Genomic DNA, 12,712 nt, shown 5'->3' with positions numbered 1-12,712 from the left:
TCGACGGGCGGCCGGGATCGTGGTGGAGGGAAACGGTCGTGACCGGTGAGAGCGACACCGGAACATGGCACACTGCACGCAAGCTTCGACGCGTAGGGGAGGCGTGGCGTGAGTGAGCGGCGACCTGCGCCGACCGTGGGCCAGGTGGTGCTCGGCAGGCGGCTTCAGGAACTGCGGGAGGCGGCCGGCCTCAAACGGGAGGAGGCCGCGCAGGTACTGCGGGTGGCCCCCGCCACCGTGCGCCGGATGGAAATGGCCGAGGTCGCCCTGAAGATCCCGTACGTCCAGGTGCTCCTGGAGACGTACGGGGTGCCCGGGGAGCAGGTCGAGGCCTTCGTCCAGTTGGCCGAGGAGGCGAACAGACCGGGCTGGTGGCAGCGGTTCCACGACGTGCTGCCCGAGTGGTTCAGCCTGTACGTCAGCCTGGAGGGCGCCGCCGGGATCATCCGCTCCTACGAGCCGCACTTCGTTCCCGGGCTGCTCCAGACCGAGGACTACGCGCGTGCCGTCATGGAGGCCGGGACGATCGGACAGGCCGGTCCCGAGGCGCTGGAGCGGCACGTGTCGCTGCGCATGGCCCGGCAGCAACTGCTGGAGCGCCCCAACGCCCCCCATCTGTGGGCGATCATGGACGAGACGGTGCTGCGCCGTCCGGTCAGCATCCGCTCCGAGGTGATGCGCGAACAGCTCGACAAACTCCTGGAGTTCGCCGAGCGCGACCGGGTCACGCTCCAGGTGTGCGAGTTCGACGAGGGCCCGCACCCGGGGACGTACGCGCCCTTCTCGCTGTTCCGCTTCTCCGAGCCGGAGCTGCCCGACCTGGTCTTCACCGAGTACCTGACCGGTGCGCTGTACCTCGACTCCCGCCAGGAGGTCGCCACGCATCTGGAGGTCCTGGACCACATGTCGGCGCGCGCCGCGTCGGCCGAGCGCACGAAGAAGCTGCTGCGGGAGCGCCGCGAGGACTTCTGAGCGGGCAGCACGCGACATGCCCGGTGCACCACACCACCATCACAGGGGAGACGACACCGCATGACCGGATCCGACGCCGCGGCCCCCGCCATCGACACCAGCCGGCCGCACCCGGCCCGGGTGTACGACTGGTGGCTGGGCGGCAAGGACAACTACCCGGTGGACGAGGAGCTGGCCCGCCGGATCCTCGCCGTGGACGGCACGGTGGTGCGCGGGGCGCGCGCCAACCGGCGTTTCATGCACCGGGCGGTGCGGACGGCCGCCGAGGCCGGGATCCGCCAGTTCCTCGACATCGGCACCGGCATCCCCACCGAGCCCAACCTGCACCAGGTGGCGCAGGAGGTCGCCCCGGAGTCGAAGGTCGTGTACGTGGACAACGACCCGATCGTCCTCCGGCACGCGCAGGCCCTGCTGCACAGCACCCCCGAGGGCGCCACGCACTACGTCCACGCCGACGTCCGCGACCCGGACAGCGTCCTGCGGCCGGCCGCCGAGACCCTGGACTTCTCCCAGCCGGTCGCGCTGTCCCTGGTGGCGCTCACCCACTACCTGGGCGACGACGTGTACGGCCTGCTCGAGCGGTACGTCGCCGAGCTCGCTCCGGGCAGTCACGTGATCCTCTCCCAGGTCACGCCCGATCTGAGCCCCGCGGCCATCGAGAAGGCCGCCGAGCAGTTCCGCCGCAGCGGCACCCCCTTCTTCCCCCGTTCGCTCGCCGAGTTCTCGCGCTTCTTCGACGGTCTGGAGCTGCTCGGCCCCGGGGTGATCCCGGTGTCGGGCTGGCGTCCGGGCCCGGAGGACGTGGCGGCGCAGGCGGAGGGCATCGTGTCGGTGTACGCCGGGGTCGCACGCAAGGTCTGACCCGGACGGGTGCCGTCAACGGGTACGTTCCCGCGCCCCGCCCTAGGTTCGAAGCGACCGCGGGCCGGCAGAGGGAGCGCACGTGCCCGGCACCCGGACACCGCCGCGACCGCGGGACCACACTGAGGAGGTCCGATGCCCTCGGACGCAGTGCTGTACCAGGCGGCGGCGCTCTGCCTGACCTATCCCGGCGACGACTTCCGCGCCCGGCTGCCACTGCTGCGGGAGGCGGCCCCGCAGCTGAGGGAGTTCGTCGACCACGCGGCGGTCACGCCCGCGCAGGAGCTGGCGGCGCACTACGTCCAGGTCTTCGACTCCGGAAACCGGCACAGTCTGTTTCTGAGCTCGTGGCAGGACGGGGACACGCGGCGACGCGGGACGTCGCCGGCGCGGTTCGAGGACGCCTACCGCGCCGCCGGGCTGGAGTTCACCGGTGAGGAACTGCCGGACTTCCTGCCCTCGGTGCTGGAGTTCGCGGCCCGCACCGGGGACATCGACCTGCTCACCCGACACCGCGACGGCCTGCGGCGACTCCGCTCCCGGCTCACCGCCTTCGGCACGCCGTACGCGACGGTCCTCGACGCCGTCTGTGCCACGCTGCCGACCGCGGCGACGGATGTCTGACGGACCTCAGGCGGCTCCGCCCTTCCGGTCCTTCTCGTCGTCCACGATCTCCGCGTCGACCACGCCCTCCTCCTCCTGCGGCGAGGAGGCCGGCGGTTCGTCCTGCGGGGGCTGCTGCTGCGCCTGGGCGTACATCGCCTGACCCATCTTCTGGCTGACCGAGGCGAGCTTCTCGACGCCGCCACGGAGGGTGTTCGTGTCGGCGTCCTCCTCCAGGAGGCGCTTCAGCTCGGTGACCGCCGACTCGACCTCCGTCTTCGTGTCGGCGGGTACCTTGTCGCCGTTCTCGCGGACGAACTTCTCGGTCTGGTAGACGAGTTGCTCGGCCTGGTTGCGGGTCTCGGCGGCCTCGCGGCGGTTGCGGTCCTCCTCGGCGTACTGTTCGGCCTCCCGCATCATGCGGTCGATGTCGTCCTTGGGCAGCGCCGATCCGCCGGTCACCGTCATCTTCTGCTCGCGTCCGGTCGCGAGGTCCTTCGCCGAGACGTGCATGATCCCGTTCGCGTCGATGTCGAAGGCCACCTCGATCTGGGGGACGCCCCGGGGCGCCGGCGGGAGCCCCGTGAGGTCGAAGACGCCGAGTTTCTTGTTGTAGGCGGCGATCTCGCGTTCGCCCTGGTAGACCTGGATGCCCACCGAGGGCTGGTTGTCGGTGGCCGTCGTGAAGATCTCCGAACGGCGGGTGGGGATCGTGGTGTTGCGCTCGATGAGCTTGGTCATGATGCCGCCCTTGGTCTCGATCCCCAGGGACAGCGGGGTCACGTCGAGCAGCAGCACGTCCTTCACGTCACCGCGGATGACACCCGCCTGGAGCGCCGCCCCCACCGCCACGACCTCGTCGGGGTTGACCCCCTTGTGCGGGTCCTTGCCGGTGAGCTCCTTGACCAGGTCGGTCACCGCGGGCATCCGCGTCGAGCCGCCGACCAGGATCACGTGGTCGACCGCCGAGAGCTTGATGCCCGCGTCCTTGACCGCCTGGTGGAAGGGGGTCTTGCAGCGGTCGAGCAGATCCGCGGTGAGCTCCTGGAACTGCGCGCGGGTCAGCTTCTCGTCGAGGTGCAGGGGCCCTTCGGCGGAGGCGGTGATGTAGGGCAGGTTGATCGTGGTCTCGGAGGACGACGACAGCTCGATCTTCGCCTTCTCGGCCCCCTCGCGCAGCCGCTGCAACGCCATCTTGTCGTTGCCGAGGTCGACGCCGTACTGCCCCTTGAAGCGTTTGACCAGGTGCTCCACGATCCGGTGGTCCCAGTCGTCGCCGCCCAGGTGCGTGTCGCCGTTGGTCGCCTTGACCTCGATCACCCCGTCGCCGATCTCCAGCAGGGACACGTCGAAGGTGCCGCCGCCGAGGTCGAAGACCAGCACCGTCTGCTCCTCGCCCCGGTCGAGGCCGTACGCCAGTGCCGCCGCCGTGGGCTCGTTGATGATCCTGAGCACGTTGAGGCCGGCGATCTCCCCGGCCTCCTTGGTGGCCTGCCGCTGGGTGTCGTCGAAGTAGGCGGGCACCGTGATCACGGCGTCGGTGACGTCCTCGCCGAGGTAGGACTCGGCGTCCCGCTTCAGCTTCTGCAGGACCCTCGCGGACAGCTCCTGCGCCCGGTACCGGGCGCCGTCGATCGAGCCCTGGTCCGGGAAGCGCCAGCCCCCGTCGCCCATGTGCCGTTTCACCGAGCGCGCGGTGCGCTCGACGTTGGTGACGGCCTGCCGCTTGGCGACCTCGCCCACCAGCACCTCGCCGTTCTTGGCGAAGGCCACGACCGACGGTGTGGTCCTGGCCCCCTCCGCGTTGGCGACAACCGTGGGTTCACCGCCCTCCAGCACGGCCACCACCGAGTTCGTGGTACCGAGATCGATCCCGACCGCACGTCCCATCGCTGTCCCCTTCCACAAGGAGTTCCGCCAAGGAGTTCCGTCAAGGAGTTCCGCCAGGGAGCCTTCCCGCCCTCCAGCACAAAACTTGAGTGCGCTCTTGTCAATGGTGCGAGGGGGCTCTGCTCAGTGGGACGAGTACCCCGGCGCGCGCGACTCGTGCGGTTCCCCGCGCAGGGCGACGGCTCGCCGCGGCCGGTCGGTGATCAGGACGTCGACGCGCGGATGGTCGAGGAAAGCCCGCATGAGGGTGTCGTCGTTGACCGTCCAGACCATGGTGAACAGGTCGTGCCGGACCGCCTCGCGCAGGACGTTGGCCCGGGCCAGCCGCTGGTGCACGGCCACCCCGCTCGCGCCGCAGGCGCGCACCCGGCGCATCGGCAGGAGCTCACTGAGCCGGACACCGGCCAGTCGGGAGCGGGCGATCTCCTTGCCGTCCCGTCCCAGCGACAGCGCCGTGCGCACCCCCGGGAAGGCCCGCGTGATGGCCGCGACGGAACGGTCCTCCAGGGTCGTGGCGACGAAGCCGTCAGTGCCCAGCAGGGCCACCGCCCGGTCGATCAGCTCGCGCTCGTAGCCGCTCTCCTTCAGGTCCAGATGACCGACCAGCTTCCCCGAGATCAGGGACATCACCTCGTCGACGACCGGCACGGGATGACCGGCCCGTTCGCTGAGCTCGGCGTGGGTGATCTCCCTGAGGAGCGGGCCGGTGCGCCCGGCCCGGGGGTCGTGGTGGACGACGAAGACCCCGTCGGCCGTACGCCGGACGTCGAACTCGACGTACTCCGCCCCGGATCTGATGGCGTCCTCGTAGGCCGCCCAGGTCGCGGCGTCGGCGCGCTCGGAGCCGCCCCGGTGGGCGGAGACGGCGGGACGGCGTGGCATACGGCGGTCAGCCTCCGGACGGCGGGCGCTGGGCGGGGACCGGGGCGGCCGGGGTCAGCAAGGAGCGGGGGCGTCTGCCGGTGCGGATGATCCGGACGTACCCGATCACGGCGAGCACGAGGAAGGGAACCCAGGCCAGGAGGTACGCCGGGAGGTAGCGCGGGTCGAAGATGGAGCGGTGCGGGTTCACGGTCGTGGCGTTGACGCCGAAGAACGCGAGCAGCAGCGTCGGCGGCAGCGCGATCAGGGTGGCGACGGCGACCAGCACGGACACCGTACGGTCCCGGCGGTCGTCGCGCTCCGAGAGCTCCGCGTCCAGGGCCGCCGAGCGGGCGCTGATCACCGAGGTCAGCCGCTCCACCATGCGGGCCGAGTTGTCCAGGCTGGCGCGGATGCCGAACGCGTCCCGCAGCGAGGACTGGAAGGTCTCCATGACCATCTCCGGGATCAGCAGGCTGTCGACGTACGCCTCCACCCCGAAGGCCAGGTCCAGTTGGAGTTCGTTGACCCCTGCGGACAGCCGTGAGATCAGCGAGCGGATCTCGTACGGCGAGCTCGCCGAGGCCTGTTCGTTCGCCCGCATCGCCTCGAAGGCGGCCAGCCGGGTGCGCTGGAGGACGGCGAGCGCGGAGACCACGCCGACGGCGACCAGGGTCAGGCCGTTCTCGACGTGCTCGGCCCAGCCGGCGTGGACGGAGACACCGCGGCCGTGCGCGGAGAGCGTGCCGCCGTGGCTGCTGAGGTGGGGCGGCCGTGTCGTGGCCGGCCGGCCGCGGTACACGATCTCGTTCAGCACGACCGTCTGCCGGGCCGCGTCGGCGCCGAGCAGCTCCTCGCGCAACTCCCCGCCGGGGAAGACGAGTTGGTGGACGTTGTGGCCGAAGGCGAGGGGCTCTCGGGGGGCGAGCCGCTGTCCGAGGACGTCGAGCAGCGGCCGGTCGCCGAGCCTGATCAGGTCCCGGTCGAAGCAGGAGTCGGCGAGCCACGCGGCGAGGGCGTCGGAGGGGGTGCGGCCGGCGAACTCGCAGTCCAGGACCAGGGTGATGTCGCCGCGCGGGGTGGTGAGAACGACGAGCTCGGCCGACGCCGGGGCGAGTCCGTGGTGGCCGTGGGGCAGCCGCAGCTCCCCGGGCGGCACGTCCTGCACGAGCACCGGCGCGGGAAGCACCGCCTCGCTGGACTTCAGGTGCAGGGCGAACCGGCCGAAGTCGAACCGGTCGACGAGGCGGCCGAGTGCGGGGCCCCGCGGGTCCAGGGTGCCGCTGAGGCTGAACAGCACCAGGACGCGGGTGAGTCCCCGGGTCCCGGAGTCGAGTTCCGCCGTGCCGTCGGCCGTTGTGCCCGAGATCATCGCGTGCCTTCCCACACCCTGGGCTTCCCGCCCGAGTCCGGCAGTGCGCAGACCGCCCCGGACGAGCGGCCTGCGCGACTGGTGTCCTCGGGTCAGGCGAGCTTGGCGTCCAGCGTGATCGGCACGGCCTTCAGGGCCTGGCTGACCGGGCAGTTGGCCTTGGCGTCGGTGGCGGCGGCGACGAAGCCGTCCTCGTCGAGGCCCGGCACGGTGCCCTCGACGGTGAGGTGGATACCGGTGATGCCCTCGCCCGGCTGGAAGGTGACGTCGGCGGAGGTGACGAGCTTGGTGGGCGGGGTGCCGGCGCCGTTCAGGGCGTGCGACAGCGCCATGGAGAAGCAGCTGGAGTGCGCGGCGGCGATCAGCTCTTCGGGGCTGGTCTTGCCGTTGGCGTCCTCGGAACGCGAGGCCCACGTGACCGGCTGGGCCTCGATGGCACCGGAGGAGTCGAAGTTGACGACACCGCTCCCCTCGAGGAGGCTGCCTTCCCAGACGGTGTGTGCGGAGCGCGTGGTAGCCACGATCAGTCCTTTCGTATGGTCCCGCGTAGGGGGTGCGGGCTCCATTCGATCACTCTACGACTCAGCTCACCCGGAAGACCGGTCCCCCTGCGGTGAACGGCAGTCGAGCACCCTGTGGAATCAGATAGGCGTGCTCGCGCCGCACCCGCAGCACATCGCACCAGCCGTCGGTGATGACCAGCACGGGCGCGCTCGCGGGGAAGTCGTCGGCGCGGTGCAGCAGGTCGACGCCGGGCTGGAGGACGGTGCCGCCCCGGCCGTGCACCCGGACCCGCTCGGCGATCTCGGTCACGGGCAGATAGCCGGCGTCGTGCGGCGCCGCGTCGCAGAACACGACCCGGGCGGCCGGTACGTCCCGGGCCTCGGCGTACGAGGCGATCGCGCCGAGGGCCTTGCCGAGCAGGGTGCGGCTCATCGAGCCGGAGGTGTCCAGGACCACGCCGAAGGTGCAGCGGGCGATCTCCTCGGGCGGGAAGTACCGGCCCGCGCGGGGGATGTCGGGAGTGGAGGACTGCCGGCGCGCGGGACGGGCGTAGGACCGCACGGGCTGTGGGCTGGGGACGAACTCGTCGAACCAGCGGGCGAGTTGCGCGTCCCAGGGCAGCGGCGGGTGGCTGAGCGCGCGGATCTCCTCGACCAGCCCGCCGGGCAGGAAGCCGCGCTCCTGCCGCTGGTGCAGGTCGAGGCCCTGGGCGAGGCCCCGGCGGTAGAACTCGTCGAGGTCGACGTAGTCGCGGGGCGAGCCGAGCGGGCCGCCGAGGATGTCTCCGGTGCCCTTGCCGCGCAGGGTGGCCAGGCGGCGCATGCGGCGCAGGTCGCCGGCGACGCGGTCGTAGACCTCCTCGGCGGAGAGGCCGGTGAGCTCGGGGTCGTGGAGCAGGCCCTCGGGCATGAGGCCGATCTGCATCTCGTTCAGCCAGCCGTTGATGACGTAGTCGCAGGCGACGTTGAAGAGGTAGGGGTCGCGGGTGCCGCAGCGGTCGCCGTGGCGCAGGGCGGCGTGCAGCATCTCGTGGGCGAGGACGAACCGCCATTCCTCGTCGTCGAGGTGGCGCAGCGGGTTGATGTAGATCTCCGCGGACTCGGTGTCGACGGCGGCGATCGCGATGCCGTGGGCGCGGGCGAGTTCGGCGTCGGCGACCAGCTTGATGCCGGCCGCGATGCCGCCGAGCAGCGGGTAGGAGGAGATGAACCAGCTCAGGGCCCGCTGCCAGGGGCGCTGCCGGGGCAGCTCGCCGTCGAGGGAGTCGCGGCGGCCGCCCGCCATGTCCATCGCCGCGGACACGGTCCGGGTCAGGGCGGTCGCGAACGCCAGCTGCCAGTCGGGCGGCTGGGACCAGCCCACCCACCTGAGCAGCAGCTGGTCGGGCTCGGGGCCCGCGGTACCGCAGTGTTCGTAGGCGGCCGGGATGCCGTCGCGCCGCCAGCGGGCGGCGAGCTGTTCCTCGTCGCCGTCGGGGTAGGAGGCGGGCAGGTGCTCGGGGGTCTCGCCGATGGTGAAGCCGAGCAGGAAGCGGTTGACGACCACGCAGCGGGCGGCGAGGTCGAAGCGGTCGGGCTGGACGCGTTCGCCCTTCACTGCGGGGACGTGTCCGAAGCCGAGGTGGAGGACGGCGTGGGCGAGCGCCCAGGCCCAGGCGGCGGGTTCGGCGAGGCGGTGGGGATGGACGTGCAGGTCTCCGTCGGAGTCGGCCACCACGAGCCCGTCGCGGGGCGCGAACCGGCAGTCCTCCTTGCGGCAGACGTCGAACTCGACGGCCGCGAGGGCCGGGTTGGCCTTGAGCAGACGCATCCCCTCGGCGAACGCCTCACCGGCGAGGTCCCGCTTCTTCTTCTTTTCGGGGCCGCGGCTCACCGCCGCGCCTCCACGAGCCGGGGCATGTCCCGGGCGGCCTCGACGAGGAACCAGGACGGCAGGACGGGGTTGCCGTCGGCGTCGGAGGCGATGACAGTCTGGGCGACCTCGACGGAGATCTCGGCGAGCTGGACCAGCAGCGACTTGGCGCGGTAGGCGGTCTGGCGGCCGTTCGCCGACATGTGCTCCTTGCTGGCCGGGAGTTCCTTGACGAGACGGCCGCGGAAGGACTCGGCGAGGTAGTAGAGCAGGTCGCGGTCCTCCAGACGGTTCGGCCAGCGTGCGTCGCCCTTGATGATCGCCTCGATGCCGAACCGGCTGCGCACGATCTTGACGTAGCCGCAGAACGCGGTCGCGTGCCGGGGCGTGAGCGTGCCGTGCGCGAGCACCTTCAGGGTCTCCTCGTCGAGGTCCCGGCCGAAGGAGTGCAGGGCGTCGGAGAGCATGTGCCAGGAGCGGGGCGTGGAGAAGGGCTCCTCGGTCTTCGGCGGCTTGGACCACAGGTGGTCGGGCCGGTCGGTGAGGTGGTCGAGGATCCAGGGGTGGATGCCGTTCTCGCCGGCCCACACGAGCCAGTCCTTCGCGGACGCCTCCAGGTGGACATGGGTGAGGCGGTTGACGAGGGCGGAGGCGATGGGCCGGGCCAGCGCGTTGTCGGTGGCTCGGTTTCCGGCGCCGATGACGATGGAGCCCTTGGGGAGTTCGTAGTCCCCGATCCGGCGGTCCAGGATCAGCGAGTAGAACGCCTTCTGCACGTCCGGGGTGGCCGCGTTCAACTCGTCCAGGAACAGACAGTACGGTTCGTCGCGCGCGATGGACTCCGGCGGGCAGAACACCGACCGGCCGTCCCGGATCTGCGGCACCCCGATGAGGTCCTCGGGAGCGAGCTGCGTCCCGATCAGACTCACGCACTCCAGCCCCAGGGAAGCGGCGAACTCCCTGACGAGGGAGGACTTTCCGATACCGGGGGCACCCCAGACGAACACGGGCCGCACGGTGGCGAGCCCGATGAGGAGGTCGGGGATACGGGAGGGCGAAACGGTGACGGCAGCCTGCAAAGCGGTGGCTCCAGGGGAGTGTTCGAGAAAGGGTGCTCGCACAGTGTCCGCGCCGGGTCTGAGATACGCAGCTGATTTTCTCAGGCCGACCGGACCCACCCAGGGGCGCGGGGAACTGCGCGAACGGCCCCCACCGGCCCGCAGCCGACCACCTACGCGGCCTTCTCCTCGGCCTTTTCCAACGGCACTTGAGGACCCCCCGCTTCATCAAGCCACCCCCGCAGCACATCATGAACCCGCTCCGCCCCGACCAGCCCCTCCGGCGGCGCCGACAAGGCGAGCGGCGACAACAGGAACGGCTTCCCCTGCGCACCCCCCAGTCCCCCGTGCGACCCGATCTGCTCCTCGAAGGCCAGCACTTCCCCCTCCGCCGGGTCGTACCACGAGTTGACCATGATGTCGGCGGTGTGCGGAAAGGAGTGGGTGCGCCGTACCGCCTCCACCGCACCGGGCCCGAAGTCGGCCAACGGCCCCGGATCGTCGTCCAGTCGCTCCAGCGGGATCTCCGTGTTGAACGGCCCCAGCACCACGCCGCCGTGCTCCTCGCTGCGCACCAGGAGGAACCCGATGCCGGGATGGTTGGCGAGGGTGGTCAGCAGGGCGGGGTGCCGCGCGTCGATCTCCTCCTTGCTCATCCGGTGGTGCACATCGGGGAACGACACCAGTCCGAGGTTCCCGGACGCCAGGACGATCGGTTCGCAGTCACGTGCGGGCCGATACTGCTCACGCGCCTCCTTGCCCGGCCGGCGCAGCGCCGCACGCACGGCGGCGCGGGCCTCGGCCCCGCTGTGGGTGCGTTCGGCCCTGCGCGGCACGGGCAGCCCGCAGCCGGCCCGGACCAGGTCGCCGAGGGTGAGCCCGTAGCGGGTGCGGAAGGTCTCGCCGGGGCTCTGGCCGTGGTCGGAGAGGACGACGATCCGGTACGGGCGCGGGGCGTGCTCGGCGACGTTCTCGATCAGCGCGAGCGAGCGGTCCAGTCGTTCCAGGACCTTCGCGGCGTCGCGGCTGGTCGGCCCGGAGTGGTGGGCGACCTCGTCGTAGGCCACGAGGTCGGCGTAGACGGCCGTGCGGCCCGCGAGCATGTCGCCCATGACGGCGGCGACCACGACATCGCGCTCGACGACCGTGGCGAAGGCGCGGACGAGCGGGTACAGGCCGCCGCGGCTCACCCGCGGGCGTTCCTTGCGGGCCCGGGCGCGGGTCGACTGGCCGATCTCGCGGCCGACCTCGGCGACGAAGGACAGGGCGGTGCGCACGGCGTTGGCGGGGTCGGAGAAGTAGGCGAAGTACCCGGCCCGGGAGCGGGTCTCGCGGCTGCGGCGCCGGGTGGCGATGGACAGGACGAGGGCCTGTTCCTCCGCGCCGCCGGAGAAGAGGTTGCCGCGGCTGGCGCCGTCGACGGTGAGCAGTCCGCCGTGGCCCGCCTGTTCCACGGCGCGGCGCTGGAGTTCGACGGCGCTGGTCGGGCGGTTGCACACCATCACCTCGCCGCGGTCCTTCTCGTACCAGCGGAAGGCGGGAACGTCGTGGTTGCTGCCGTGCAGGATGCCGAGCTGGCTGGCGCCGGTCTGGCTGGACCAGTCGGTGCGCCAGGAGGTGAGCCGGTGGGTGGGGCGTACCGCGCGGCCGGGGGTGTCGCTGTGGCCGAGCCAGCGGGCGATCGTGGGCATCAGGCCCTTGCCGACCGCGGCCAGCAGGACGTCGTGGCCGACGCCGTCGAGCTGGAGGAAGACGGTGCCGGGGGTGGCCGGGCCGACGGGTCCGCGTCGGCGGCGGCGGTCGGCGAGACGGTACAGGCGGCGCCGGTAGGCGTCGTCGTCGCGTACCGCGAGGGCACCGCCGGTGGCGGAGGCGACGGCCGACATCACGGCGGCGACCACGACGGCGGTCTCCGGGGCGGCGTCGCCGCGCTCGGCGGGGTTGAGGCGCAGGGCGAGCAGCAGCAGCGCCCCGTTGAGGAAGAAGACGAGGAGCCCGAGCACCAGCGTCGGCACGAGCAGGAACAGCCGTACGAGCAGCGGCCACACCACGGCCGACAGGACACCGAAGGCACCGGCGCCGAACGCCGCCGTGACCGCGATCCGGGTCGCGCTGTCACCGGTCGGGGACTGGAGCCGGAAGTCCGGCAGGATGCCGGCCAGCACCAGCATGGTCAGGGTCGAGACGACCCATACCGAGACGCTCCGCCCGACCTGACTGGCCACCCTCCGCCAACGCCCCGCACCCACGCCCCGCACACCTCACGTCCTGGCCCGTCGTCGGTGCGGGCGCTGGGACCAGCGTGTCACACGGGTGGTCAGCGGCCGTCGTATCCCGCCGTCGGCATCGACAGCCTGCGGTGCACCCTGGCTTTCATCTGGGCGTCGTAGAGGGGCTCCGCGAAGCCCACCGTCTCGACCCGGACCCCGCGGCGGGCGCATTCGGCGGTGAACTCGTCCACGGAGGACAGGGCGCTCTCCAGGACCCGGCGGCTGGGTGCCACGAACAGGTCCCGGCCCGCCCGCACCCCGTCCCACAGCACGCAGTGGTCGGCGCGCAGGCCCCGCACGAGCAGTTCCCGCCGCACGGTGTACCCCCGCTCCGCGGCCCAGCGCGCGCACATCGCGTGCTGGCTGCGGGAGTCCACCAGGAAGGGATCGGCGTCCAGTTCCTCGAGCGGCGTCAGACTCGCGATCGCCGTGACTCGGACCGCTCCCATGGTGTCCCCCTCACCTCCGGG

The 12,712-nt window shown here is 71.7% G+C and carries 11 protein-coding genes; 3 read left to right on the top strand and 8 right to left on the bottom strand.

From position 1 onward, the window contains the following. Positions 1 to 108: 108 nt before the first annotated feature. The 3 genes from ABZ098_RS13605 to narJ all read left to right on the top strand — a co-directional run bounded on the left by ABZ098_RS13605 (position 109) and on the right by narJ (position 2,457). The gene (locus ABZ098_RS13605) at positions 109 to 972 is read left to right on the top strand and encodes a helix-turn-helix transcriptional regulator (protein WP_356590408.1); all 864 of its coding nucleotides are present in this window, start codon (positions 109 to 111) and stop codon (positions 970 to 972) included. Between the two features lie 60 nt (positions 973 to 1,032). Further along, a complete protein-coding gene (locus ABZ098_RS13600; protein WP_356590406.1) occupies positions 1,033 to 1,833 on the top strand; it encodes an SAM-dependent methyltransferase in 801 nt (266 codons plus the stop codon). A 135-nt stretch (positions 1,834 to 1,968) separates the two neighbouring features. Next, positions 1,969 to 2,457: a nitrate reductase molybdenum cofactor assembly chaperone gene (narJ, locus tag ABZ098_RS13595; RefSeq protein WP_356590404.1), complete on the top strand. Its 489-nt coding sequence runs from the start codon at positions 1,969 to 1,971 to the stop codon at positions 2,455 to 2,457. 6 nt (positions 2,458 to 2,463) lie between these two features. On the opposite strand, the gene dnaK is transcribed toward narJ, so the two are convergent. The 8 genes from dnaK to ABZ098_RS13555 all read right to left on the bottom strand — a co-directional run bounded on the left by dnaK (position 2,464) and on the right by ABZ098_RS13555 (position 12,691). After that, positions 2,464 to 4,326, bottom strand: coding sequence for a molecular chaperone DnaK (gene dnaK / locus ABZ098_RS13590; RefSeq protein WP_356590402.1), 1,863 nt, complete (start codon positions 4,324 to 4,326; stop codon positions 2,464 to 2,466). 123 nt (positions 4,327 to 4,449) lie between these two features. After that, on the bottom strand, positions 4,450 to 5,208 hold the full coding sequence (locus tag ABZ098_RS13585) for a glycerophosphodiester phosphodiesterase family protein (protein ID WP_356590400.1): 759 nt from the start codon (positions 5,206 to 5,208) through the stop codon (positions 4,450 to 4,452). Positions 5,209 to 5,215: 7 nt separating this feature from the next. Then, the gene (locus tag ABZ098_RS13580) at positions 5,216 to 6,559 is read right to left on the bottom strand and encodes a hypothetical protein (protein ID WP_356590398.1); all 1,344 of its coding nucleotides are present in this window, start codon (positions 6,557 to 6,559) and stop codon (positions 5,216 to 5,218) included. A gap of 92 nt (positions 6,560 to 6,651) precedes the next feature. Beyond that, a complete protein-coding gene (locus ABZ098_RS13575; RefSeq protein ID WP_356590396.1) occupies positions 6,652 to 7,080 on the bottom strand; it encodes an OsmC family protein in 429 nt (142 codons plus the stop codon). 61 nt (positions 7,081 to 7,141) lie between these two features. Then, a complete protein-coding gene (locus ABZ098_RS13570; RefSeq protein WP_356590394.1) occupies positions 7,142 to 8,935 on the bottom strand; it encodes a hypothetical protein in 1,794 nt (597 codons plus the stop codon). Then, positions 8,932 to 9,993, bottom strand: coding sequence for a MoxR family ATPase (locus tag ABZ098_RS13565; RefSeq protein WP_356590392.1), 1,062 nt, complete (start codon positions 9,991 to 9,993; stop codon positions 8,932 to 8,934). Before ABZ098_RS13565 ends, ABZ098_RS13570 begins: the two co-directional genes overlap by 4 nt. Before the next feature lie 152 nt (positions 9,994 to 10,145). Beyond that, positions 10,146 to 12,230 carry a phage holin family protein gene (locus tag ABZ098_RS13560; protein WP_356590390.1) on the bottom strand — a complete coding sequence of 695 codons (2,085 nt, stop codon included), beginning with the start codon at positions 12,228 to 12,230 and terminating at the stop codon, positions 10,146 to 10,148. Between the two features lie 59 nt (positions 12,231 to 12,289). Beyond that, a complete protein-coding gene (locus ABZ098_RS13555; RefSeq protein WP_356590388.1) occupies positions 12,290 to 12,691 on the bottom strand; it encodes a hypothetical protein in 402 nt (133 codons plus the stop codon). Between the last annotated feature and the right edge of the window lie 21 nt (positions 12,692 to 12,712).

It is taken from the genome of Streptomyces sp. NPDC006335 (genome assembly GCF_040612795.1).
In the GTDB taxonomy this organism is placed as follows: domain Bacteria; phylum Actinomycetota; class Actinomycetes; order Streptomycetales; family Streptomycetaceae; genus Streptomyces.
Note: the sequence above shows the minus strand (reverse complement) of the source record. Positions and strands in the feature narration are given on the sequence as shown.